24 protein-coding genes and 4 pseudogenes are annotated in these 22,609 nt (G+C 59.5%); 10 read left to right on the top strand and 18 right to left on the bottom strand.

The window, feature by feature from the left end; translation table 11 throughout:
- Window positions 1-21: 21 nt before the first annotated feature.
- Window positions 22-969 (top strand): annotated as a pseudogene (locus BLL52_RS22120) (methyl-accepting chemotaxis protein); the annotation flags it as partial.
- The gene (locus tag BLL52_RS22115; RefSeq protein WP_476748460.1) at window positions 946-1,548 is read left to right on the top strand and encodes a cache domain-containing protein; all 603 of its coding nucleotides are present in this window, start codon (window positions 946-948) and stop codon (window positions 1,546-1,548) included. The pseudogene BLL52_RS22120 and the gene BLL52_RS22115, both read left to right, overlap by 24 nt.
- A gap of 453 nt (window positions 1,549-2,001) precedes the next feature.
- On the opposite strand, the gene BLL52_RS03470 is transcribed toward BLL52_RS22115, so the two are convergent.
- Together BLL52_RS03470 and BLL52_RS03465 are read right to left on the bottom strand one after the other, a co-directional pair.
- On the bottom strand, window positions 2,002-2,298 hold the full coding sequence (locus tag BLL52_RS03470; protein ID WP_241838983.1) for a GGDEF domain-containing protein: 297 nt from the start codon (window positions 2,296-2,298) through the stop codon (window positions 2,002-2,004).
- A 13-nt stretch (window positions 2,299-2,311) separates the two neighbouring features.
- The gene (locus BLL52_RS03465) at window positions 2,312-2,524 is read right to left on the bottom strand and encodes a response regulator (RefSeq protein WP_075585340.1); all 213 of its coding nucleotides are present in this window, start codon (window positions 2,522-2,524) and stop codon (window positions 2,312-2,314) included.
- 153 nt (window positions 2,525-2,677) lie between these two features.
- Here BLL52_RS03465 and pyk point away from each other — a divergent pair, with 153 nt between their 5' ends.
- The 3 genes from pyk to fbaA all read left to right on the top strand — a co-directional run bounded on the left by pyk (window position 2,678) and on the right by fbaA (window position 7,444).
- The gene (gene pyk, locus BLL52_RS03460; protein ID WP_075585339.1) at window positions 2,678-4,108 is read left to right on the top strand and encodes a pyruvate kinase; all 1,431 of its coding nucleotides are present in this window, start codon (window positions 2,678-2,680) and stop codon (window positions 4,106-4,108) included.
- A gap of 101 nt (window positions 4,109-4,209) precedes the next feature.
- Entirely contained in the window at window positions 4,210-6,102 is a 1,893-nt protein-coding gene (locus BLL52_RS03455; RefSeq protein WP_075585338.1) for a phosphoenolpyruvate carboxykinase (GTP), read from the top strand.
- A gap of 262 nt (window positions 6,103-6,364) precedes the next feature.
- Window positions 6,365-7,444, top strand: coding sequence for a class II fructose-bisphosphate aldolase (fbaA, locus tag BLL52_RS03450; protein WP_075585337.1), 1,080 nt, complete (start codon window positions 6,365-6,367; stop codon window positions 7,442-7,444).
- An 84-nt stretch (window positions 7,445-7,528) separates the two neighbouring features.
- On the opposite strand, the gene BLL52_RS03445 is transcribed toward fbaA, so the two are convergent.
- From BLL52_RS03445 to BLL52_RS03410, 9 genes and pseudogenes are all read right to left on the bottom strand, one after another.
- Window positions 7,529-9,190: a putative transporter gene (locus BLL52_RS03445; RefSeq protein ID WP_075585336.1), complete on the bottom strand. Its 1,662-nt coding sequence runs from the start codon at window positions 9,188-9,190 to the stop codon at window positions 7,529-7,531.
- A 432-nt stretch (window positions 9,191-9,622) separates the two neighbouring features.
- Window positions 9,623-10,105 (bottom strand): uracil-DNA glycosylase family protein, encoded by a 483-nt coding sequence (locus BLL52_RS03440; RefSeq protein WP_075585335.1) that lies wholly within the window; start codon window positions 10,103-10,105, stop codon window positions 9,623-9,625.
- A complete protein-coding gene (locus BLL52_RS03435) occupies window positions 10,102-10,410 on the bottom strand; it encodes a DUF488 domain-containing protein (protein ID WP_274534885.1) in 309 nt (102 codons plus the stop codon). Before BLL52_RS03435 ends, BLL52_RS03440 begins: the two co-directional genes overlap by 4 nt.
- On the bottom strand, window positions 10,299-10,565 hold the full coding sequence (locus tag BLL52_RS21715; protein WP_274534889.1) for a DUF488 domain-containing protein: 267 nt from the start codon (window positions 10,563-10,565) through the stop codon (window positions 10,299-10,301). Before BLL52_RS21715 ends, BLL52_RS03435 begins: the two co-directional genes overlap by 112 nt.
- Before the next feature lie 398 nt (window positions 10,566-10,963).
- A pseudogene (locus BLL52_RS21245) lies at window positions 10,964-11,152 on the bottom strand (DUF2249 domain-containing protein); the annotation flags it as partial.
- Between the two features lie 129 nt (window positions 11,153-11,281).
- Window positions 11,282-11,722, bottom strand: coding sequence for a hemerythrin domain-containing protein (locus tag BLL52_RS03425; RefSeq protein WP_083633766.1), 441 nt, complete (start codon window positions 11,720-11,722; stop codon window positions 11,282-11,284).
- The gene (gene serA, locus BLL52_RS03420) at window positions 11,680-12,921 is read right to left on the bottom strand and encodes a phosphoglycerate dehydrogenase (protein ID WP_075585333.1); all 1,242 of its coding nucleotides are present in this window, start codon (window positions 12,919-12,921) and stop codon (window positions 11,680-11,682) included. The genes BLL52_RS03425 and serA overlap by 43 nt, the downstream gene beginning before the upstream one ends.
- Complete coding sequence (locus tag BLL52_RS03415) at window positions 12,918-13,442, bottom strand: RrF2 family transcriptional regulator (RefSeq protein WP_075585332.1); 525 nt, start codon at window positions 13,440-13,442, stop codon at window positions 12,918-12,920. The genes serA and BLL52_RS03415 overlap by 4 nt, the downstream gene beginning before the upstream one ends.
- A gap of 37 nt (window positions 13,443-13,479) precedes the next feature.
- On the bottom strand, window positions 13,480-14,688 hold the full coding sequence (locus BLL52_RS03410) for an NnrS family protein (RefSeq protein WP_241838981.1): 1,209 nt from the start codon (window positions 14,686-14,688) through the stop codon (window positions 13,480-13,482).
- Window positions 14,689-14,725: 37 nt separating this feature from the next.
- Between BLL52_RS03410 and BLL52_RS03405 the strand changes: the two genes are divergently transcribed.
- Both BLL52_RS03405 and BLL52_RS19890 read left to right on the top strand, forming a co-directional pair.
- Complete coding sequence (locus tag BLL52_RS03405; RefSeq protein WP_241838980.1) at window positions 14,726-15,055, top strand: DUF2249 domain-containing protein; 330 nt, start codon at window positions 14,726-14,728, stop codon at window positions 15,053-15,055.
- A gap of 180 nt (window positions 15,056-15,235) precedes the next feature.
- Entirely contained in the window at window positions 15,236-15,688 is a 453-nt protein-coding gene (locus BLL52_RS19890) for a hypothetical protein (RefSeq protein WP_241838978.1), read from the top strand.
- A gap of 218 nt (window positions 15,689-15,906) precedes the next feature.
- Here the strand turns inward: BLL52_RS19890 and BLL52_RS03395 are convergent.
- The 4 genes and pseudogenes from BLL52_RS03395 to BLL52_RS03375 form a co-directional block, all read right to left on the bottom strand.
- A pseudogene (locus tag BLL52_RS03395) lies at window positions 15,907-16,234 on the bottom strand (plasmid stabilization protein).
- Between the two features lie 34 nt (window positions 16,235-16,268).
- Complete coding sequence (locus BLL52_RS03390; protein WP_139313288.1) at window positions 16,269-16,550, bottom strand: DsbA family protein; 282 nt, start codon at window positions 16,548-16,550, stop codon at window positions 16,269-16,271.
- A 134-nt stretch (window positions 16,551-16,684) separates the two neighbouring features.
- On the bottom strand, window positions 16,685-17,131 hold the full coding sequence (locus BLL52_RS03380; RefSeq protein WP_075585326.1) for an OsmC family protein: 447 nt from the start codon (window positions 17,129-17,131) through the stop codon (window positions 16,685-16,687).
- A gap of 86 nt (window positions 17,132-17,217) precedes the next feature.
- Window positions 17,218-18,288, bottom strand: coding sequence for a flavodoxin family protein (locus tag BLL52_RS03375; protein WP_075585569.1), 1,071 nt, complete (start codon window positions 18,286-18,288; stop codon window positions 17,218-17,220).
- A gap of 222 nt (window positions 18,289-18,510) precedes the next feature.
- Between BLL52_RS03375 and BLL52_RS03370 the strand changes: the two are divergent.
- A pseudogene (locus BLL52_RS03370) lies at window positions 18,511-19,430 on the top strand (phosphoribosylaminoimidazolesuccinocarboxamide synthase).
- A 155-nt stretch (window positions 19,431-19,585) separates the two neighbouring features.
- On the opposite strand, the gene BLL52_RS03365 reads toward BLL52_RS03370, so the two are convergent.
- Both BLL52_RS03365 and BLL52_RS03360 read right to left on the bottom strand, forming a co-directional pair.
- A complete protein-coding gene (locus BLL52_RS03365; RefSeq protein ID WP_083633765.1) occupies window positions 19,586-20,092 on the bottom strand; it encodes a threonine/serine exporter family protein in 507 nt (168 codons plus the stop codon).
- A 3-nt stretch (window positions 20,093-20,095) separates the two neighbouring features.
- The gene (locus BLL52_RS03360; protein ID WP_075585324.1) at window positions 20,096-20,866 is read right to left on the bottom strand and encodes a threonine/serine exporter family protein; all 771 of its coding nucleotides are present in this window, start codon (window positions 20,864-20,866) and stop codon (window positions 20,096-20,098) included.
- Window positions 20,867-21,018: 152 nt separating this feature from the next.
- Between BLL52_RS03360 and BLL52_RS03355 the strand changes: the two genes are divergently transcribed.
- A complete protein-coding gene (locus BLL52_RS03355; protein WP_075585323.1) occupies window positions 21,019-21,600 on the top strand; it encodes a DJ-1/PfpI family protein in 582 nt (193 codons plus the stop codon).
- A gap of 98 nt (window positions 21,601-21,698) precedes the next feature.
- Window positions 21,699-22,094 (top strand): ribbon-helix-helix domain-containing protein, encoded by a 396-nt coding sequence (locus BLL52_RS03350; RefSeq protein ID WP_075585322.1) that lies wholly within the window; start codon window positions 21,699-21,701, stop codon window positions 22,092-22,094.
- A gap of 33 nt (window positions 22,095-22,127) precedes the next feature.
- Here the strand turns inward: BLL52_RS03350 and BLL52_RS03345 are convergent, their stop codons facing one another.
- Window positions 22,128-22,589 carry a PAS domain-containing protein gene (locus tag BLL52_RS03345; protein ID WP_075585321.1) on the bottom strand — a complete coding sequence of 154 codons (462 nt, stop codon included), beginning with the start codon at window positions 22,587-22,589 and terminating at the stop codon, window positions 22,128-22,130.
- Window positions 22,590-22,609 lie beyond the last annotated feature (20 nt).

Here is a 22,609-nt window from a genome sequence, read left to right as displayed (position 1 = left end):
CCGTACCGAAAAGACGATGCCATGAACCTGCTTTTGCCTGCTATCGCGTTGCTTCGGCCGCTGTCGGGCCGCGTGCGTTTTTGGGTGTTGCCGATACCGATGATTCTTGTGCTGTTGACCATGGTCGTTATGTCATGGATGCAAACTGTGGCGCCAGATCGGGAGGGAGCGATTTTCGCGCTGGTGGCACTGGCGGGCCTGGCGCTTTGGCTGTATTTCCAGTTCGCCTATTTCAGCATCACCCGCACCGAGCGCGACCGCATGGACCGCGCCATGACCGAGGTGTCGCACGGCAATCTGGCGCAGCAGGTGTCCAGCAATGTCCAAACACTGGGCAACTTTGGGCGGCATCTCGAGCTGATGATCACCAATATGTCGAGCATGGTGGCCAATATCCGCACCGCAGCAGTGCTGCTGGGTGACACTGGCAAGAAACTGGTGGACGACACCCGCAGCTTGGCCGAGCGCGCTAGGGCACAGGGCCAGCATCTGCAGCAGACCTCGGTGCACGTCAAGCACGTGAGTGAGACCGTGTCGCGCAACGCGCAGGCGGCGCAAGAGGTGAGCATGATGACTGCCAGCCTGCACAAAGAGGCCGACAACGCCGGCATGATGATGAACGAGGCCATGCAGAGCATGGGCCCGCTGGAAGTCACCTCCAAGCGCATGTCTGAAATCATCGGGGTGATTGACGGCATTGCGTTTCAGACCAACCTGCTGGCCTTGAACGCGGCGGTGGAAGCCGCACGTGCTGGCGAACAGGGCCGGGGTTTTGCGGTGGTGGCGGCCGAAGTGCGCAACCTGGCCAAGCGCAGTCAAGGTGCTGCCGCTGAAATCCGTGGCCTGATTGCAGAGTCTTCAAGCCGCGTGGGTGTTACGGTAAACGGCATCAAACAGGTTAACGAAACCATGGAGAGCCTGATCTCCGGCATTGGTGAGATCGCCATGAACGTCAATGTCATGGCCGAGGGCAGTGCCTCGCAAAGCGCAGCACTGGAAGAAGTGGTGCACGCAGTCGGTGACCTGGATGTGCTGACGCACGAAAACACGGCGCTGGTCAGCCGTGCGGCGGGTAATTCTGATCGCCTGATCAACCAGGCCTCCACGCTGGAAATTTCGGTGGGTGACATTCGCCTGCGACAAGGCACCGCTGACCAAGCGCGCCAACTGGTGTTTGATGCCATGGTGCACTTGGGCCGCGTCGGCTACCAGCAGGCGGTGCGTGACTTTCACGACAAGTCCGGCCCCTTCATTGACCGCGACATGTACATCTTCATCTTCGACCGGCGGGGCATTTACCAGGTGCATGGTGCACTGCCCGAAAAAGACAACACCGATCTGCGCGTGATTCCCGGCCTGGATGCCGACAAGCTGGTGGCCGATGCCTGGGAGGTGTGTGATCAGGAGCAGGGCGGTTGGGTCAATTACGTGATTACCAACCCGGTCACGCGTGAGACCCAGGCCAAAACCTCCTATGTGGTGCCCCTGGATGGCCAGCATTTGCTCGGCTGCGGTTGCTATCTCAATTCACAATGGCTCAACGCATGACCCTCGCAACCCAGATGCCCAGCCAGCAGGTGGGCGCATCAGCCAGGTGATAAGTGCCTTGCACGACGACGGTGAATTGCTATATTTAAAGTAGCAGCTCCCGCTTTATTTATAAGGGCTAGAGGTCAATTTCCTATAAATTCTAGGCAAGCTAACCTACCCCGCCCGTGGGCGCACTATGGCGGTTTGCAGTTGGCCAGCAAATGCGTCAATTCCGCAGCGCTGACGCAGTCGATTTAAGTTTGGCCGAAGGGCAGAACGGCGTTTAGCCAGAGACCGGGTTCTGCTCTTTTTCCAGCAGTGCGCTGGCCAGATCGGCTGCGCGTTCAACGTTAAAAATGTCCATGGCCCCGCGCATTTTTTTTATTCCAGGGCATCTGGGCAGAGCGCTTTGGCCAGCAACTGCTTAGACACTGCCACCGCCCGCATGTCAGACGTCTTCAGCAAGCCCAGTCACTCACGCAGCAAAGCGCTATCGGCGTTGCCAGCGTTGTCACTCTGGTTAGCGCGCGTCGCGGGTGCAGTTGTCTGGTCGGGGCCTTGCTGCTCATAGGCTGCTGCACCACGCTCAATGACTGTTCGGTTGTTGGCCAAGGCGGTGTGCAGCTCAGATGAGAGGCTGGCGTCTTTCTGCGTCTGTGCGACCTGTCGCAACCAGTCGGCACCCGCCTCGTGGTCGTAGTGGATATTGAACCGCTTAAAAAAATCCACATTCAGGGTGATCAGCGACAACGGGGTATGCGCACGCACGGCGCGCGCCATCTCAGACAATATCCAGCAAAACCCGTTCTGGCGGTGAGCGGTGGCAGAAATCACGCGCCTGCTGGCCGCCAGTGGCCATGACCACCTGGTGTTGGTCCGCGAAAATTTGGTGCATTACCTGGATGTTGACCGGTTGGTCGTCCACCACCAGCGAGCGCTCCCTGATGGCGGCAGCGTCCATCAGGGTGCTCAGGGTGTTTTGGTCTTGTGGCAAGTCATGCCTGCAAATGCGATCCGATATTCAGCCATTGGCCCGCCACACAAGCCGTCCAATCATTGTGGGCCGGGGTGATGTTGCGCGGCTTGTTGCGCGTTGGTAACCGTATCATGGGAAAATTCTGAAACAAAATTACACGGAGATACTTTCATGTCGCGTCGCGCCACCAAAATCGTTGCAACTCTTGGCCCAGCTTCCAGTGATCCGCACCTTCTGGAGCAGATGATTCGCGCTGGTGTCAATGTGGTGCGGCTCAATTTCAGCCATGGCAAGGCGCAAGACCACATCAACCTGGCGCAACTCGTGCGCGAAGCCGCCAAGCGTGCCGGAAGCGAGGTCGGCATCATGGCCGATCTGCAGGGCCCGAAGATTCGGGTGGGCAAATTTGCCGAAGGTCGGGTGTTTCTGGCGCAGGGCCAGCAGTTTGTGTTGGACGCGGCGCGCGTCGAATTAGGTGATGTCAATGGCGTTGGCCTGGACTACAAGACCCTGCCCAAAGAAGTCAAGGCCGGGGATGTGTTGCTGCTCAATGACGGTCTGATCGTGATCACCGTTGACGCCTGTCGTGGGTCGGCCATTTTCACCACGGTCAAACTCGGTGGTGAGTTGTCCAACAACAAGGGCATCAACAAACAGGGCGGTGGCCTGAGCGCACCCGCGCTGACGGCCAAAGACATGGATGACATTCGCACCGCTATGGGGTTCAAGGCCGACTACGTGGCGGTGAGCTTTCCGAAAAACGCCGCCGACATGGAAATGGCGCGCCAGTTGTGCAACGTGGCCTCCGATGGCGGGCATCAGCCTGCGCTGATTGCGAAGATTGAACGGGCCGAGGCCATTCCGCACCTGGAAGAAATCCTGCTGGCCAGTGACGGCATCATGGTGGCGCGGGGTGATCTGGCGGTGGAAGTGGGCAACGCAATGGTGCCAGCGCTGCAAAAACGCATGATTAAGCTCGCGCGTGAGCTTGACCGTGTGGTGATCACCGCCACCCAAATGATGGAATCGATGATCACCAACCCAGTGCCGACCCGCGCCGAGGTGAGCGATGTGGCCAATGCGGTGCTGGATGGCACCGACGCGGTGATGCTGTCTGCTGAAACCGCCGCAGGCAGGTACCCGCTGGAGACGGTAATTGAGATGGCCAAGATCTGTCACGTCGCCGAAGGCGGTGAGGATTTCACCCTTGAAGCCGATTTCACCGGCAAGACGTTCACCAGAATCCCCTACGCGGTGTCCATGGGCGCGCTGTTCACGGCGCACCATTTGGGTGCCAAAGCGATTGTTGCCCTGACTGAAAGCGGGTCTTCCGCCCGCTGGATGAGCCGCCACCTGACGCGCGTACCGATTTACGCCATGACGTCGCACATTGCCACGCAGCGGCGCATGACGCTTTACCGAAACGTTCGCCCGCTGCTGATTGACGCCAGCATGGACCGGGACACGGCACTGGCGCAGGCAGAAAGAGACCTCAAGGCGCTTAATTTCGTCGAGTCGGGAGATGTCTACGTGATCACCTGCGGCGAGCCCATGGGCGCACCCGATGGTGCCAATATGCTCAAAATCTGCCGCGTTGTGTGAAATTGAACGAGTTTGTTTGCCCGCGAACAGGTTGCGGTAAGGTGGCGTTGTCACAATGTAAGTTGCTTGATGCAATCTAATCGGATTTACCAGGAGGTTCAATGAACACTGAAACGCAACATGACGCGACCGGACAAGCCCCGGCTTATGTCACCAATCAACGCTTAATTGCCTGGGTGGCAGAGATTGCCGCCCTGACCAAGCCCGACACCGTCTACTGGTGTGATGGCTCCGAAGAGGAATACGCCCGCCTTTGTCAGCAACTTGTCGACTGCGGTACCTTTACAAAGCTGAACCCGGTTAAGCGCCCCAACAGCTTTCTGGCATGTAGCGATCCCAGCGACGTCGCCCGGGTCGAAGACCGCACCTTTATTTGCAGTGAAAAGAAAGAAAACGCGGGTCCCACTAACAACTGGATGGGCCCCGCCGAGATGCGCGCCCTGCTGCAGACCGGCACTGACGGCAAGAAAGCGCTGTTTGAGGGATGCATGAAGGGTCGCACTATGTATGTGATCCCGTTCAGCATGGGTCCGCTGGGCAGCCCCATTGCACACATCGGCATTGAGCTCTCAGACAGCGCCTATGTGGCCGCCAACATGAAGATCATGACGCGCATGGGCAAGGCCGTCTACGACGTGCTGGGTGCAGACGGTGCATTCGTGCCTTGTGTGCACACCGTTGGCGCGCCTCTGGAGGCGGGTCAAAAAGACGTGACTTGGCCATGCAACCCAGAAAAATACATTGTTCACTACCCCGAAACGCGTGAAATCTGGAGCTTTGGCTCAGGCTACGGCGGCAATGCGCTGCTGGGTAAAAAATGTTTCGCGTTGCGTATCGCTTCCAACATGGCGCGCGACGAAGGTTGGCTGGCAGAGCACATGATGATTTTGGGTGCTACCAATCCGCAAGGCAAAAAACACTATGTGGCGGCGGCTTTCCCTAGCGCTTGCGGCAAGACCAACTTTGCCATGCTGGTGCCCCCGGCAGGGTTTGAGGGCTGGAGCATCACCACCGTGGGTGACGACATTGCTTGGATCAAGCCAGGTGCAGACGGCAAGCTGTACGCTATCAATCCTGAAGCGGGGTACTTCGGTGTGGCGCCGGGTACCAACATGTTGACCAATCCCAACTGCATGCTTTGCTTGGACAAAGACGTGATTTACACCAACGTCGCCCTGACCGACGACGGCGACGTCTGGTGGGAGGGGATGGAATACGACGTGCCCGGCAAGGCACTGCCCGCGCACCTGATCGACTGGAAAGGCAACGATTGGACGCCTGAGATTGCCAAGGCCACCGGTGCCAAGGCAGCGCACCCCAACTCGCGCTTTACCGTATCCGCTCTCAACAACCCGGCGCTGGATCCCGAGTGGGACAACCCCGCGGGCGTGCCGATTGATGCGTTCATGTTTGGTGGCCGCCGCGCCACCACTGTGCCACTGGTGACGGAAGCCCGCTCCTGGGTGGAGGGCGTCTACATGGCCGCCACCATGGGGTCGGAGACCACCGCTGCAGCCGTGGGCAAGTCTGGTGTGGTGCGTCGGGATCCGTTTGCCATGTTGCCGTTCACCGGTTACAACATGAGCGATTACTTCCAGCACTGGCTGACCCTGGGTGCCAAACTGGAGGCAACCGGTGCTACCTTGCCCAAAATTTACACCACCAACTGGTTCCGCAAGGGCGCAGACGGCAAGTTTGTCTGGCCGGGTTACGGCGAAAACATGCGCGTTCTGAAGTGGATCCTTGACCGTCTGGACGGCTCGGCGCCGGAAGGTGTGGAGCACTTCTTTGGCGTTAGCCCGCAGTACCAGGACCTGAACTGGGAAGGGCTGGCGTTCACTGCTGAGCAGTTCAACACCGTGATCAGCATCGACAAAGCCGCTTGGCGGGAAGAAATGGTGCTGCACGACGAACTGTTCGAAAAACTGGCGTATCACATGCCTCAAGAGCTGATTGATAAGAAGGCACGAATCAAGGCTGATATCGCCGCCTGACCCCGGTTGGAGGTCCGCGGGCCAACCCCAAGAAAATGGCCACCGTAAGGTGGCTTTTTTTTGGGTCGGCCAAGACGAAAAGCTATTCATGTCAACGATGACGCTGGCAGTTGATGATGAATGAGCCTTGGCTGACAGGTCCCTAAAATTGGTTTCTGAGTCCAAACCAGACGCTCTATTTTCTGAAGAACGTGTTGGCCGGATTAATCGTGTTACGGTGGATTAGATTTTTTCAACTCAACTAAGTGCAAAGGATTCGTCAATGACTCAGAAAATTCTGGATGTGGTTCAGCCCGGTGTGGTGTCTGGTGATGATGTGCAAAAAATCTTTGCCATTTGTAAAGCCAACCAATTTGCGTTGCCTGCGGTGAACGTTATCAGCACCGATTCCATCAACGCTGTTTTGGAAGCTGCCGCCAAGGTGAAGGCGCCGGTGGTGATTCAGTTCTCCAACGGCGGCGCGGGTTTTGTGGCGGGCAAGGGTTTGAAACTTGACGGCCAGCAAGCGGCTATTCTGGGGGGCATTTCTGGTGCCAGGCACATTCACCTGGTGGCCGAGTCGTATGGTGTGCCGGTGATTGTGCATACCGACCATGCCGCCAAAAAACTTTTGCCGTGGATTGACGGCTTGCTCGACGCCGGTGAAAAATACTTTGCGGAAACCGGCAAACCCCTGTTCAGCTCCCACATGCTCGACCTGTCGGAAGAACCCCTGAAGGAAAACATCGCCATTTGCGGCAAATACCTGGCCCGCATGGCCAAGATGGGCATGACGCTGGAAATCGAACTCGGCGTCACCGGCGGTGAAGAAGACGGTGTGGATAACAGCGATCGGGACGCATCCCTGCTGTACACCCAGCCCGAAGATGTGGCCTATGCCTATGAAGAACTGATCAAAATCAGCCACCGTTTCACCATTGCCGCTTCGTTTGGCAATGTGCATGGGGTGTACAAGCCGGGCAATGTCAAACTCACACCGAAGATTCTGGACAACTCACAAAAGTTTGTCTCGGAAAAATACAAGGTAGCGGCCAACACGCTGGACTTTGTGTTCCACGGCGGCTCGGGCTCCAGTGCTGATGAAATCAAGGAATCCATCAGCTACGGCGTGGTGAAGATGAACATTGACACCGACACCCAATGGGCCACATGGGCGGGTGTGATGGCTTATCACAAAAAGAACGAAGCTTATCTGCAAGGTCAGATCGGCAACCCCGATGGCGACGACAAGCCCAATAAAAAGTATTACGACCCCCGCGCCTGGCAACGTGCCGGTCAGCTCGGCATGATCGCCCGTTTGGAGCAGGCCTTCGAGGAACTTAACGCCGTCAACAGCCTTTAACTCAGGCAGAGCGCGTTAAAAAGGCCGATGTCTCCTTCGGCCTTTTTTCATGAACGGACATCAGCACCGGCGCATACTAGCTGGCTAGCTGGGCACCCAAAGCATCAGTGCCATCAGCTGCGGCGCCACAATGCGCATGAACATCACCAGCGGGTAAACGGTAACGTAAGACAGCGCAGCGGCCCCATTGGTGGGGTGCATGGCATTGGCAAAAGCCAGTGCCGGTGGGTCGGTCATCGAGCCGGCCAGCAGTCCGCACAGGGTCAGGTAGTTGATTTTTCCAACAACTCGTGCCAGCACTCCGACAATCATCAGCGGTATCAGCGTGATGAGCGCGCCGTACATCAGCCAAGTGGCGCCGGGGCCTTGCAGCAAGGTTTCCAGAAACTGGCCGCCTGATTTGAGCCCCACCACCGCCAGAAACAGAACAATGCCCAACTCACGCAGCGCCAGGTTGGCGCTGGGTGGCATGAACCAGTGCAGCCTGCCAATGCTGCCAATGCGCGACACGATCAGTGCTACCACCAGCGGCCCGCCCGCCAGACCCAGCTTCAGCGCGGCCGGTATGCCCGGCAGGTAAAAGGGCAGCGAGCCCAGCAGCACCCCCAAACCGATGCCCAAAAACACCGGCAGCATCTGCACCTGCTGCAACTTGTGTTTGGAGTTGCCCATCATCCCGGCCACGACATCAATGGCATCGGGGGTGCCGACAATGTTCAAAATGTCGCCAAACTGAAGCGTCGTTTGTGCATTGGGCACCAGTTCCACGCCAGCGCGGTTCAAGCGAGAAATCACCACGTCATAGGTTTGCGCTAACGCCAGGTCAGAGATGCGTTTGCCAATCACCTTCACGTTGGTCACCACGATACGCTCGACCCGCATGTCTGTGCCGTGGGTGGACAGCGACGTCTCGACCTCCTCACCAATCACCAGTTGTGCGCTGCGCAAGGCGTCCGGGGAACCTACCAAGTGCAGCAGGTCTCCTACCTGCAGCGTGGTGAGCGGGCGCGGCACAGACAAGTCGTCGCCGCGTTTCATACGCGAGCAGATCACTTGACCGTCGGTCAGGCCTGGCACTTTTTTCAGCGCCAGGCCATCCAGGTTCACGTTTCGCAAGGCCACATTCATGGTGAATAAGCCACTGCGCGACCGGCCGGACTCCTCGTCAAAGGCGTGTGCTTCCTGGTCGACATTGATGCGGAAAAACAGCCGGACCAGCCACATTGACAGCAAGATGCCGCAAATGCCAAACGGGTAGGCCATGGCGTAAGCCATGCCCATGCTAGAGATACTCTCGGCCGACGAGCCCAGGTCGGTCAAGATCTGCTGGCCTGCGCCCAGCGATGGCGTGTTGGTGACAGCACCCGAAAAAATGCCCAGAATCACCGGCAGCGGCACGTCAAAAAGTTTGTGCAGCGCCGCGGCCACCGCGCAGCCCAGCAAAACCAGCAGTGCAGCAAAGCCGTTGAGTTTAAGCCCGGTGCTGCGCAACGATGAGAAAAACCCCGGCCCAACCTGGATGCCAATGCTGTAAACAAACAAGATCAGGCCGAACTCCTGCACAAAGTGCAGCGTGTGCAGGTCCAGCACCATACCGTTACTCTGAACGAAGTGACCGACAAACAGCCCGCCAAACAGCACGCCGCCAATGCCCAGGCCGATGCCCTTGAATTCGAAATTGCCCAGCCAAAGGCCCAGCACCGCCACTAATGCCAGCAGACTTGTGGATATGGCAACGTCACTCATCTATCGGATCCTTCTTATAGCCACCCTGGCATGTTTGCGCTGAACACGTCAAAGGTCAGCCTCGCTCGGTGGCTACCGACGCCCGTCGCGATGATGCGCCAAAGGAGGGACCAGCGTCGCACATCCTGTGGCAAATGGTTATTAAATAAAGCAAATTGATTTTATCTACACCTGGGGTGATTTTTTTTAGCGAGTCAGAAGTCGAGCCTGCCAGTCCTTGCTCAGGATGAAACGTGGTGGGGGTCCGATCTGTCACATTGGCCGAAGTACCCTCGTTGCTCCCCCGATGCGAAAGGACACCTTCAAGGCTTTGATTTTCCTGCGGGGAACGCGTGGTCGACGGGAGTGCGCATAACGACACGTTAACCCGTGTCAGCGTGAAAACCGCTGGTCGAGTTGGACAGCGCCAGTTCATGAGGACGCTCCACCTGACTACAACGACGCTACCCGTTGCCTAAGCGCTGGCAGCACCTCCTGTTCGAACCATGGATTGCGCTGGAACCAGGGTGAATTGCGAGCGCAGGGGTGCGGCAACGCAAGATAGTCGGGCGCGCATTCACGTCCCGGGGGCAAGTCCCCGTCGCGCCCGCGCCCGCGCCCGAAGTAGCAAAAACCCATCGGAATGATCTCGGCTTTCGAAGCGTCGTAGAAATGTGCGTTGCTCAGGCCGGTCCAAGCGTGTAGGCGCTCGCCGCTGGCATCGTCCCAAGGAATACCCGAGGTGTGCACGCGAACGCCTGGCGCCTGGCCCACCACGAGGATGCGTGCGGAGGGCGCGGCTTGTAACACCGGACGCGGGCCCAGCGGAAGGTGTGCCTTGCAAACGCGGCAACTGCGCGCATCGGCAAGCAGAGTGTCGAGGTCTTGGTACGGTGTGATCGCTACGGTCTGGCGCGGTTGCGCCACCGCTTTCATGTAGGTACCTGACCCTGCGGGAGGTCGATCGCCGGATACGTCACCTTTAGGCCCTCAACATACGCAAACGAGGTGAGCACGTGTGGTTTGCGTCCGCGCGGCCCGGTGATGTTCTCCACGCGCACGCCCCTCAATGACAGCGCGTCGGCGATCAGCGAGCGGTGACAGCGCCAGAGTACAACTTCTGCACACATCAGTGCGCAGCGCTGGGAGCGCGCAAGGGCCAGCAGCACGTCGACGTTCTCGGCAAAATCTGCAGACTGCATGTAGTCGGCGTAACCTCTGAACGACGCGCGTTGTGCCACCCGGTGTTCTGTGAGGCGGCGTGTGCGTGGCGTAGGCCACCCAAGCCCGGCATGTGCAAATAGTCGATTGCCGCCACTGCAAGCGAGTCTGCAAGCGCGTCGAGATTGAACTGCGGGTTGTGGCAAGAACGCGGGATGGCCCTGACGTCAATCACCTTGGCCGCTTCGTTGGTCAAAAGCAGACGGGTGAAGCCCACAATCGTCCGATTCGAGTGCCCGAGGGTGCAGACCAAGGTGTCAGGTATCGACGCTGGTCTGGCTATTTGCACTGACCTTACGCCCCATTTAGCAGCAAGGTGACGAGGACCGCCGAATCTTCGATGGCTCTAAGCGAATGCGAGACTCCCCCCGCAAGGCACTTGAGGTCACCTGCCCGCATGACTTCGTGTGTCGTCCCAATGGAGAATTCGATGCTGCCTTCCAAGCATTGCACCGTCAGTTCACCAACAACCTGGTGTTCGGGCATCTCCTTGCCAGCGAGCAAAACCAAGCGGAAAACTTCCAGTTGTTGCGTCTTGTACAGCGTAGAAGTCATGGTGGAACTGATCGCATCGCCATAACGCGCCTCGAGTTGGTGCAAGAGCGGAATCGGATCATGGTCATTCACAAACTGCGTGGTCTCACCGGCGGTGAGCGAGTCAAACGCGCCAAAAATGGCCGCATGGCGAAAGCCCTTGGTCACACCGCGTGCGTCAAACGGGTAAATGGCTTCGGCAGAGGGGTGATTGCAGGCGTGGGTCATGGTGTTTACCTTTCAGGTTGATGACGGTTTAAATTGGTGCCATTGAGCACTACGCGGCGGCGTGGGTCATGGTGTTTACCTTTCAGGTTGATGAGGATAGGTGTGAGACTGACAGCTTCATCACGTCGGTCAGGCGGGATCGAGGACGGCTTGTGCCAGAGGAAAAACGGTGCATTCCTCAAAGCGCACATGGATGTCCAAGGCGTCGCCCCACGCCGCCAGCGCCAATGCGTCGTCTTGACGCAAACGCGCCACCAGTTCGCGCAGGGCAACGTGCTGCATCAGCGCTTCAGCGGCAACCTCGGTGTGTCCGGCGCGCGCCAGTGCGGGAAAGAGGGTTTGCTCTTCCAGCGCAAAGTGCGGTGCAAATTGCTGCGCCCAACGTTCAAGCAGGTGATGGCGTTGGGCTCGCGCCGTGTCGCTGTGTGGGTTTGTGGCCGTGGCGCGGGCGCGCCGCGCCAGCACCAGTGCTTCATGGTGCTCAAGAGAGAGCCCTTTGAGCGTTACAGCGCGCTGTATGGCCGCGCTCAGTACAAAATTCGGCAGCGGATGGTGCCAGGCACGTTGCACAACTCGTCCAGTGCCGACTGGCTGGCGGCGCTGTCCACATCAATCACCACGTAGCCCAGCTCCTCGAAGGTGCTCAGATACTGCGCCGCGATGTTGATGCCGGCAGCCGAAAGCCGCTCGTTGACTTGCGCCAGCACGCCGGGCACGTTGTGGTGGATGTGCAGCAGGCGGCTTCGGCTGGTGTGCGCCGGCAGGGCCACTTCGGGGAAGTTGACCGCCGAGGTGGTGGAGCCGTTGTTGCCGTAGCGCACCAGTTTGGCGGCTACTTCAGTGCCAATGTTGACTTGCGCTTCTGAGGTGGAGCCGCCGATGTGAGGTGTGAGGATGACGTTGTCAAAGCGCATGAGCGGCGAGGTAAACACCGCATCATTACCCTGCGGCTCTAGCGGAAAGACGTCGATAGCGGCGCCGTGCAGGTGGTGGCTTTCTAGCGCGGCGGTCAGGGCGTCAATATCGACCACAGTTCCGCGTGAGGCGTTGATGAGGTGGCTACCTGGTTTCATGGTCGCCAACGCCTTGGCACCGATCAGTTGATAAGTTTGCGGTGTTTCTGGCACATGCAGGCTCACCACATCCGAGGCGGCCAGCAGTTCGTTCAGGCTGGCGGCTTCACGCGCGTTTCCCAGGGATAGTTTGGCCTCAATGTCGTTAAACACGACGCGCATGCCCAGTTGCTCGGCCAGCACGCCGACCTGCGTTCCGATGTGGCCGTAGCCGATGATGCCCAGGGTCTTGCCGCGCACCTCGTACGAATGGGCGGCGCTCTTGATCCAGCCACCGCGGTGCAGGACAGCATTCTTCTCGGGAATGCCGCGCATTAGCATGATGATTTCGGCCAACACCAACTCAGCCACACTGCGCGTGTTGGAAAACGGCGCATTAAATACGGCGATGCCCAAGCGCATGGCGGCTTTCAGGTCGACCTGGTTGGTACCAATGCAGAAGCAGCCGATGGCCGCAAGCTGCGGAGCCTGCGCCAGTACCTCAGCTGTCAACTGGGTGCAGGAGCGGATGCCAGCAAAGTGTGCACCGTTCAGTGCAGCTTGCAATTCTGCGCCGGTCAAGGCTTTGGCATGCGTCACGATGTTGGTGTAGCCGCCCTGTTTCAGCACCTCGGCGGCGGACGGGTGGATGCCTTCGAGCAGTACCGCTTTAAGCGTGGCCTTTTGCTGGGGTAGGTCGATGGAGGATTGGGTCATGGCAGGCGTTTATGTGGTAATTTAGAGGTGAGAGAGTGCAGACCTTGGCGGTTGACCAGAGGAGTTCCCAGCAACGAGCCACTCAAAGGCAGCAGTGGCGTATGGGCAGCGCGTGCCGGAGACTTGGGCGGCAGCAGGTCGGCCAGGGTGTAGCCGTCCAGGTACTGCATCATGTTTTGCAGCGCACCGCTCATGATGCCGGTGAGCTTGCAGTAACCGGTGAGGCTGCAGACAGTGTCGGGGTTCAGGCAGTCTACAAGGTAGAAGTCGGGTTCAATGCTGCGCACCACGGCGCCGAGGTTGATGTCGGCGGGTGCCGCGGCCAGGCGCATACCGCCACCCTTGCCGCGTACCGTTTCCAGCCAGCCGTTCAGCCCCAATTGGTGGGTGACCTTCATCAGGTGCGCTTCCGAAATGTCGTAAACCTTGGCGATCTCGGCAATGGTGCACAGGCGGTCTTGCTGCTGCGCCACGTACATCAGCAATCGCATGGCGTAATCGGTCATGGTGGTCAGGCGCATGGTAGGACCTCTTGGGGGTGGCGGGGCATGTCCGGTTTCAGTTGCGTGGGCGAATCAACATCGGGGTGAACTGCCACAGGTACAGCGCCAGTGAAGCCACCCACGCCGCGCCCGCCATCAGCAGCAGTGTCGCGCTGGCCGGTGTGTCGGCAATGGCGGCCAAGCGCAGCGCCACGGCGAGAAGCATGAGCCAGTAACTGCTGCGAATGCTGCGATCTGTGGCCAAGGGCCGACCGGTGTGGCCCAGCGCGGTGCGGGTGACCATGCCAAGGATCAGCACAGAGAAACCCGCCATGGCAATGGTGTGCACCGGCAACACGCGCGGCAGGTCTACCCCGGCGTACTGCAAGGCTGCAAAGAGCAGGCCGATGCCAATGCCAGCGTAACCCACGTACAAAATCCACAGCAAGGCGTTGGCCCGCACGGCCAGCGGCTTCCAACTGATAAGTTGCACCAGGGCCAACACGCCGGCTAGCCCAAGCGCCGCAGCAGTGAGCACGGGAAACCCTGCCAGCAGGCTCACCAAGCCCACCGCGCACGCGCCCAACTGCACCCATCCGGTCTCCATGTGTTTGGGAATACTCAGGCTGTGCACCGCGGTCATCGCAAAGAAGGCAATCACGCGCCGACCAATCAGCAAGGCAAGCAGGGCCATAACCAGCAGTGCGGCGTTGAAGTTCTGCATTAGCTGCAGGTAGTCGCCGTCTCGTGCGCTCAGCAGGAAGAGCGCATCGGTGGCGCCCAGACCTGCCAGCAGGCCGGGTATGGCGTAGTTACGCGTGCTCTTGGAGATCACCACCGCGCGCAACATGGCGCCAGCCCCCAGCGCAAAGAAGGCCATTTCAGACACCATGGCCACCCAGAAGGCGCTCTCTAGTGGCACCAGGAATCCAACACGCGCGACGGCCCACAGTACGCACGCCAGCGCTACGACCTTGCCGGTCATCGGCGTGATGCCGGTCCAGTTGGTGCCTGCGGTCATCAAAAAGCCCAAAGCGATGGTGGCAATGAAGCCCCACAGCATCTCGTGCGCATGCCAGACGCTGCCGCCCAGCGGTGCGGTGAGCGAAAAGGGTGCGTAAATCCATAAGGCGATGGACACCAGCGCCCAGCCCACCCCCGCCAGGTACAAAGGCCTAAAGGCCAATTCCAGAAAGGCCTTCATGCTCGGAGCAACCGGGGCTTTGGACGCTGGCTCTTCCAGCTGGTGAATGCTAGCGGTTGTACGAACGGAAGGAGTGGACACAGTGCGTTTCGTGAAAAATCTATAAGATTTATTTTAAATGGATCTTAAAATAACTGTTCAAGTTAATTACCGAGATGCCCCCATGACACAGACCGGCCAAGCGATCCAGGTAAATACCCGCTCCATGGCGCCGAAAGAGCGCCGCTCTTTAGTTTTTGGGAAGTTCGACCAACTTGGTGTCAATGCGACCATGGAGCTGATCAACGACCAAGACCCGGTGACGCTGCGCAGCCAGTTCGAGCTGGAGAAGCCCAACCTCTTCTCATGGGAAACACTGGAAAGCGGTCCAGAAGTCTGGCGCGTTGCAGTGACCAAGCTGAAAACCAAACACGGCGCAGGCCACTGCTGCGGCGCCTGCGGTGGCTAGGAAAGCCTGTGGGTGTTGGCTCCTTTGCTGCCGGTCCTTCCGCCGGGGCAAGGAGCGAGCAATGTGCGCCAACGCACTGACACGCCACAGATCTGCATGCAATCTGTGGCTGTTGGTTTGGGACAGTACCGTCCTCAGCGCCTTTCTGCCCATAGCATCAAAACACTCAAGGAGATTTTCATGAATCAAACTTCCACTACGCCGCTGCCCGCGTCGCCAGACGACAAAGACCTTGCCAAGCAGGCCCACGTAGGCCATGGCATCCCCTCGCAGGACCCGACCGCTGCAGCACAGTTTCCCTTGGCGTGCGACGATGCCGGACGCGAAAACAAGTCGGTATTGATGGGTGGCGGATTGGTGGCCGGTGCGGCGACCGGTGCCGCCGTCGGCGTGGTGATTGCAGGTCCAGTGGGAGTGTTGGTAGGCGGCACTGTGGGCGCCGTTGTCGGCACGTTGGGCGCCGCCGCCGCGGGCACCATCATGAGCCCGGCAGACGAGTGTGCCATTGAAGACGCTGCGCCCATGGGCACGTCTTCCATCGACCCTTCCCCTATCAATCCTTCACCCATTGACCCTTTGCCAGTCAGACCTGTCGCAGACAGCGCGGGTGACAGTCAGTCGATCGACCGGTAGACAAGGCGATTCCAGCATCTGCACCGGAAATTCGAGAATCCTGACGACGATCGCAGCGTCGAAGTGTTTTTTTCGCCATCGGACATCCACAGCCACGCTCAGCAGCCTCGACCAAGCCATCGCCTGCAGGGCACTGACCTACGAAGTTGCGCCGGCGCGTGCCTCTGCAGCAGCCACAGATGGCATCTAGACGACCTCAGCGCCCAGTGTGCGCGCCCTCATCGTGTCAGCGCCTGTTCGAGCTGCTCCTTATTCATAGATGACTGCCCCTTCAAGCCACGCTGTCGCGCTTGGTTGCGCAGCTGGCGCAAGGTGCGCCCACCTGCGCCCTGATGCGAACGCAAGCCGCCGCGTCGACCGGCGGACATGTCGTTGATCGAGGATGGGCTCGCTTGCACCGACTCTCCCTGTTGGACCCGCTCCTTGTTGACCACTCGCGCCGCAATTTCTTCGGCCAGAGGCGGCGGTTTGCTTCGGTCGATCAAGCTGATCCTTGATGTGGTCGTATTGACGCTCGCGCTTGGCGCTCCAGGCTTTCTTAGGCATGACGACTCCTCTCGGTGCAGTTATTGAGAGATGCTCATGGGCTGGCCGTGTCGACATGCGGGGTGGTATCAAGGGCGACGCGAATCGCCTCATCGAGCTTCTCGAAGCCGAACGAGACATCCACGGGCGTGCCGTTTAGAAAGAAGCTGGGCGCGCTCCGAACGCCGCTGAGCTGTCCCGCGCTGCGGTGCTCTTGGACCCTTTGCTTGTAGATCCGGTCAGCCATCTCGGCATTTGGGCGCACCTCCACCAGCGGGAAGTGCCGAAAGACGAAGCGCAGGTGCTCACCAAAGACTACATCGAGTTGTTGCTTCATTGGCTCGGCCTTGATGCAGGCAGGGTTTTCGTAGTCGCCATAGTCGAGCAGGGTCAGGCTGGCGCGGGCGTCGCTCAGCGCGTGGTCGGCGCCGCTCAGTGCCCCTTAGGGCACCGTGTCGCTTCGCTCGTCTTTCACGTCGCGCTCTGAACGAGCGTGGCCTGCAAACTGATCTCGGCGACACTGGCTAGCGCCTTTGACAGTGGGCAGCCGTTTTTGGCGTCCAGGGCGATCTCCTGGAATCGCGTTTCGTCAATGCCGGGAACGCTGGCTTTCAAGGTCAGCGCAATCCGGTCGATGACGAACCCGTCGCCTTCTGGGATCAGGCGCACGCGAGCCTCGGTGTCGACCAAAGCGGTGGTGAACCCCGCCGCGTCGCACGCAAAGGAGAAAGCCATCGTGAAACACGCGGCGTGAGCGGCGCCCAGAATCTCCTCTGGGTTGGTGCCACGGCGGTCGTCCTCGAATCGACTGGCAAAGCCGTACGGGTAGGCCTTGAGCGCCTCGGTTTCGGTGCTGATCTGGCCCTGGCCCTTTTTGCCCTGGCCTTCCCAATGCACGCTAGCTGTTTTTTCGTTCACGATCGAACCTCTCAGTTGATGATCTGCAGGGTTAAGGCAAAAAAAACGGGGCGAGCCGCCGTGGTGAACGACGGTTTGCACCCGTGTCACTTCTGCCGCAAAGACTTGATTTGCTTGTCAGGCTGGCTCAAGCGGCCGGCGCGCAAGGCGTGGACGGCGTTCAACACCGCCTGGGTCACGTTGCGCACCTCTTCCTGTACGGCGCTGTCTTTGTCCAGCGCCTCGTGGCTGTTGTAGTAGGGCTCGTAGTAACCGATGTAACGGTCGAGCTTGGCGACCGCGCCAGCGTCGGTCAAGCCCATCCACTCCAGCCAGTCGCAGAGGTTGCGGCGGTGGTCTTCGACGCCGGCCACTTCGCCATGAACCACCACGCCGAACACGCGGCCAGCCAGGTGTTTGGGGTAGTCCCACCCCTGCTCTTCCAGGCGCTTGGCTTCAAGCACCCGCTTGCCGTGGGTGGTGGTGGGGTCGGGATTGCCGCCGTCGGCACACACTAGGCGGTCGATCATGAGCTTCAGTGGGCTGGGCGACTGGTACCAGTAGGTCGGCGCCAGCAGGATCACCGCATGCGCGGCAACCCAGCGCTCATAGATCTGCGCCATCCAGTCATGGGTCTGAGCAAGTGAGTGGTTCGGATAACAGCTGCACGGCCAATGGCACAACGGCATGGCGCTCGATACGCAACCCTTGCAAGGGTGGATGTTGCGGCCGTACTCCGAGGTGACGAGGCTCAAGTCCAGCACGTCAGCTTCGACACCGGCCTGCTGCACCACCTGCTGCGCGATCTCGGTCAGACGCCAGGTCTTCGATACCTCGCCGGGGCAGGTGCCGTCGTTGCGGGCGCTGCCGCACACCAGCAGCACGCGCGACTTTGTTGCGGGGTTGCCACAGGCCAGCTGCGCCTGGTCAATCGCCTGCCGGGTCGCCAGCCACTGCACTGACAGCGCGTCAGTCGGATCAAAGTAGCCCGCTCCAGCCGGGCGCGTCAGCGGCGCCTTGCGGCCTTCGTCGTAGGCCAGCCAGGCAATCACTTCCAGACGCGCAATCGCCGCCTCTTCAGTGGCGAACGCCGGGTCGACGAAGCTTCCACGGTAGCGCTCGCCGAAGGCCTGCCGCGACAGCTTCTCGCTCGCCTGGCCCTTGCGAATCTCAATCATCATGGCAACCCCCATTGGAATACGACTTCATGGCCGCATGCTGCAGCACCACCGACCGGACGTCTGTGCGCATGCCAACATAGCGCCAGCGCGTTGGCACCGGGGCGCACCGGCTAATCTGCGATGTTGCTCATGAAAACCCATCACCCGCGTGAAAAATCGGTGCATTGAACCTAAACTCGCCCCCCAGCTTGACTGAATTTTTTGACTGGCACAGACCGAATGACCACCTCCACAGAACCCACCGTTCACACCTCCTCCCTGACCTCGCTGACGCTGCTGGCACGCGGCAAGGTGCGCGACAACTACGCGGTGGGCGATGACCGTATCCTGATGGTGGCCAGTGACCGCATCAGCGCGTTTGACGTGATCATGGGCCAGCCGATTCCCGGCAAGGGTGTTCTCCTGACCAAAATGGCACTCTTCTGGTTTGACAAACTCGGCCCCAACGGCCTGAACCTGTGTCCGATTCACCTCACCGGCGATGCGCCTGAGAGCGTCGTCACGCCAACCGAGGTGCCGCAGGTGGTGGGCCGCTCAATGTTGGTCAAGCGGCTGAAACCGATTCCGGTCGAAGCGGTGGTGCGCGGCTATCTGGCTGGCAGCGGCTGGAAGGAATACCAGGACAGCCAGTCGGTGTGCGGCGTGCCACTGCCGACCGGGCTCAAAAATGCCAGTAAGCTGCCCGAGCCGATTTACACCCCGGCCGCCAAAGCCGAGATGGGCGAGCATGACGAAAACATCACCTTCGAGAAAACCGTGGAGATGATCGGTGCCGACCTGGCCGGGCGCATTCGTGACATCAGCATCGCTATCTACAAGGCCGCCAGCGAGATCGCTGCTGCCAAAGGCATCATCATTGCTGACACCAAGTTTGAATTTGGTCTGGACAGAGACGGCACGCTGGTGTTGATGGACGAGGTGCTGACCCCCGATCATCGCGCTACTGGCCCGCCGAGAGTTATGTGGCGGGCGTGAACCCGCCCAGCTACGACAAGCAGTTTCTGCGCGATTGGCTGGAAACCGCCCAGGTGTCGGGCAAGCCGTGGAGCAAAACCCCGCCCGCGCCGCATCTGCCGCGCGAGGTGATCGAAAAAACGGCCGCCAAGTACCACGAAGCACTCACCCGGCTGACTACCTGAATTTATAGAAAGTAGGCCGCTAGCCCTTATTCTGATTGCGCTAGATGCTATTTAATATGTAGCGTTCAGTGTCAGCCAGTTAAGCACTCTCTAAGATCTGTTGTGGCTTGTCGAAGTGGCGACTCTGGCGTGCCAGGCCGGTCATGGCCAAGCCCTTATTCCATTTCAACTTCCAGGTCGTCATCAGGCTGCAGGCGCTTGACGGTCTGTTTGCGCGAAAGCAGCATCGGGATGGCGACGCCGGTTGACAGGGCCAGCATCACAAACAAGGCGGACAGGCCATTGTTGACCGTCTCGAAAAATATCTTGCTGTAGAGCAATGGGTCCTTTTGAATCATCAGTTCCATCATGCCGACCATGGCCTGGTAAGCAAAAAAGCCGGGAATCATCGGGATCACCGCAGGAATGGCGAAGATCATGGGCGGCGCCTTGCGCTTGTGCGCGGCCAGCACACTCAGCAGCCCGATCAGTGATGCCCCAACAAAAGCGGCCAAGGCACCAACGATGCCTTGCTGCACCATAGCCAGTTTGGCCAGACCACCCAGCGCGGCGATCAGAAAAATGATGCCCAGCGCGCGGCGCGGCACATTGAACAACACGGCAAAACCCATAGCGGCCAACCCCAGCCAGATGCCATTTTCCAGAAACATTAGCAGGCTCATGGTTCAGAACTTGTAAATCAACAGGGCGACCATCAGCCCCAACGCAATCGCGAACGCCATCGCCAGCACGCTGACGCCGCGCACAATGCCGTTCAGGGTGTGGCCGTCCATCAGATCCGTGATGGCGTGAATCATCGGGACACCGGGAATCAGGAACAGCACCGAGGTCGAAAACGCGTGGCTGTAGACCTCGGTGGGGTGGAAATGAAAATAGGCGCCAGCCACCAGCGCAGCGGTTGCCGACGCGAAGATGATCGAGACATAAAAGTTGAACCTCAGCTTGATCGCCTCTTGTCGCACATACAGCCCGCAGAAAGACGCCACAAAAACAGCCAGCATTTCCGTCATGCCACCGCCAAACAGCCTGCAGAAGGAGGCGCCTGCCAGGGCCACCATCAGCAAGACCACAAATCTGGCATAAAGCGGCTTGCGGTGAAGGGTTTTGAGTTCCTGGTTGATACGCTCAAGCGGCCACTTCTCCAGCACGATTTGCCAACTCAGGGTGCTGATGTCGGCAATCAGGTTGAAATTCAGGTGCATGCCGGGCATCCATTTCACGCTAGTGAACGCTTTATGGTTGTCTGGGTAGGTCAGGGTCAACATCAGTGCGTGGTTGGTGACCAGCAAATCAGCAAAACAATCAAAAGCGCTGGCGATCCGGTCGATGGTGATCTTGATTCGCTCGGTGTTGGCGCCAGAGATCATCAGCAGCGCGCCAATTTCCAGCAGCATCTCCCCCAGTTCGTATTGGTCGCAAAGGTCGGGTGAGGTCATGGGTGAGTGTGCGTTCGGACGATGCATTTTAGGCGTCAAGGTTTGGGCGCGCGCCGCACAGCGCCTAGCACCGGTTGTCACAACCCGCTACCACCACACAGGCCTGAGCGCGTCCAACAATGCATATGCCTTTCAACCTACAGGAGATAAATATGGCGGCGAAAAAGATCTTGATGATTTGCGGTGATTACTGTGAAGACTACGAAACCATGGTGCCGTTTCAGGTGCTGCTGACCGTGGGCCATGCGGTACATGCGGTGTGCCCAGACAAAAAGGCGGGTGAGCAGATCAAAACCGCCATTCACGACTTTGAAGGCGCGCAGACCTACAGCGAAAAGCCCGGTCATAACTTCACCTTGAACGCCAGTTTTGCCGACATCCATGTGCAAGACTACGACGCGCTGGTGCTGCCCGGTGGCCGTGGCCCCGAATACCTGCGCACCTACCCGGCTGTGGTGGCCATGGTGCAGCACTTCTTCACCACCAACAAGCCGGTGGCTGCCGTCTGCCATGGCGCGCAGTTGCTGGCCGGTGCGGGCGTGCTTGAAGGGCGCTCCTGCTCGGCTTACCCGGCCTGCCGTTATGAAGTGGAGCGCGCAGGCGGCACTTATGCCGACATCGCCATCGACAGCGCGTTCACCGAAGGCAATCTGGTCAGTGCTCCGGCGTGGCCCGCGCATCCGGCTTGGATGGCGCAGTTTCTGGCCTTGCTGGGAACCAAAATCACGCCATAGGGCGATCACTCGCCCAAGCTGCTTCATGGTTTGCCCGAATTGACGCGCTCTGTGCTGGGCCACATGCTGGCAACCCATGCCAACCACCGGAGCCGCCCATGTGCCAGGTTTTTATCAGCGCTGACCCGCATCTGTATGAAAGCCGGACCCGCTCGGTACGGCTGCATGGTATGGCTACCAGTATCCGGCTGGAAAACCTGTTCTGGAACGTGCTCGATGCCATTGCCCGGCGTGACGGCATGAGCGTGCCGCAGTTGTGCACCAAGCTTTACGACGAGTTGATCGAAGCGCGCGCAGAGGTGGAGAACTTTGCGTCGTTTTTGCGGGTCTGCAGTGGGCGCTACCTGGCGCTGCAGCTCTCGGGCGGCATCCCGCAGGATGCGTCCATCCCGATTGCCAGCCTGAATGCCCGGCGCGTGCTGGCGACCGAGCACTGGCCAATGGCAAACCGGCCCGGGCAAGCGGCCAGGCAACAGGTGCTGGCCGCTGCCTAATGAGATTGATACCCCGCAGAAGCAGGCGAATTGTCAACGCCGACTGAGGTGGTGGCGCGGGGTGGTGTCGGTGTGCATGACCAGCGCGCCGAGCTCGCCTTTCCAGTCCAGCGGCGTGACCGTCATGGTGAACCAGAACTGTTCCTCGGGCGTGTGGCAGGGGTAGACCAGGCTGAACGCTTCGATCTTGCCGGACAGCACATCGCGAATGCCTTGCAAGGCCTGGTGTGAGTTGTCTTGCGGGGTGTCGCCACGTGCGGCCACTTCCAGGTAGTTGACACCTATGTCACAGAAGGGCGTGATCTGGCCGGGTTCAGGGCTGTAGGCCATGGCGTACTGACGCCAGGCAATGTTGGTCATCACAATCATGCCGTGTGCGTCCAGCACGGCCACGTTGTCTGGCGTTGCATCCAACGCCTCGCGGAGTAAGGCTTGGGCACTCTGGGGGCTGTCGCGGTGCGGCGGGCCAGCTGTCGGGGGTGCCTTGGTGTTCACGAATGAGCCCTGTATTGGCG

Origin of the sequence: Rhodoferax antarcticus ANT.BR, from assembly GCF_001938565.1 — a bacterium.
GTDB classification, from domain to species: domain Bacteria; phylum Pseudomonadota; class Gammaproteobacteria; order Burkholderiales; family Burkholderiaceae_C; genus Rhodoferax; species Rhodoferax antarcticus.
Note: the sequence above shows the minus strand (reverse complement) of the source record. Positions and strands in the feature narration are given on the sequence as shown.

Excerpts from the sequence above, each read along its gene's own strand:
- BLL52_RS03350 (WP_075585322.1), top strand. The coding sequence starts at position 21,699 with ATGTGCCAGGTTTTTATCAGCGCTGACCCGCATCTGTATGAAAGCCGG.
- BLL52_RS03440 (WP_075585335.1), bottom strand. The coding sequence starts at position 10,105 with ATGAAAGCGGTGGCGCAACCGCGCCAGACCGTAGCGATCACACCGTAC.
- BLL52_RS03445 (WP_075585336.1), bottom strand. The coding sequence starts at position 9,190 with ATGAGTGACGTTGCCATATCCACAAGTCTGCTGGCATTAGTGGCGGTG.
- BLL52_RS03405 (WP_241838980.1), top strand. The coding sequence starts at position 14,726 with ATGGATCTTAAAATAACTGTTCAAGTTAATTACCGAGATGCCCCCATG.
- BLL52_RS03455 (WP_075585338.1), top strand. The coding sequence starts at position 4,210 with ATGAACACTGAAACGCAACATGACGCGACCGGACAAGCCCCGGCTTAT.
- BLL52_RS03415 (WP_075585332.1), bottom strand. The coding sequence starts at position 13,442 with ATGCGCCTGACCACCATGACCGATTACGCCATGCGATTGCTGATGTAC.
- BLL52_RS03390 (WP_139313288.1), bottom strand. The coding sequence starts at position 16,550 with ATGAAGCAACAACTCGATGTAGTCTTTGGTGAGCACCTGCGCTTCGTC.
- BLL52_RS03375 (WP_075585569.1), bottom strand. The coding sequence starts at position 18,288 with ATGATTGAGATTCGCAAGGGCCAGGCGAGCGAGAAGCTGTCGCGGCAG.
- serA (WP_075585333.1), bottom strand. The coding sequence starts at position 12,921 with ATGACCCAATCCTCCATCGACCTACCCCAGCAAAAGGCCACGCTTAAA.
- fbaA (WP_075585337.1), top strand. The coding sequence starts at position 6,365 with ATGACTCAGAAAATTCTGGATGTGGTTCAGCCCGGTGTGGTGTCTGGT.
- pyk (WP_075585339.1), top strand. The coding sequence starts at position 2,678 with ATGTCGCGTCGCGCCACCAAAATCGTTGCAACTCTTGGCCCAGCTTCC.
- BLL52_RS03360 (WP_075585324.1), bottom strand. The coding sequence starts at position 20,866 with ATGACCTCACCCGACCTTTGCGACCAATACGAACTGGGGGAGATGCTG.
- BLL52_RS19890 (WP_241838978.1), top strand. The coding sequence starts at position 15,236 with ATGAATCAAACTTCCACTACGCCGCTGCCCGCGTCGCCAGACGACAAA.
- BLL52_RS03365 (WP_083633765.1), bottom strand. The coding sequence starts at position 20,092 with ATGAGCCTGCTAATGTTTCTGGAAAATGGCATCTGGCTGGGGTTGGCC.
- BLL52_RS22115 (WP_476748460.1), top strand. The coding sequence starts at position 946 with ATGAACGTCAATGTCATGGCCGAGGGCAGTGCCTCGCAAAGCGCAGCA.
- BLL52_RS03355 (WP_075585323.1), top strand. The coding sequence starts at position 21,019 with ATGGCGGCGAAAAAGATCTTGATGATTTGCGGTGATTACTGTGAAGAC.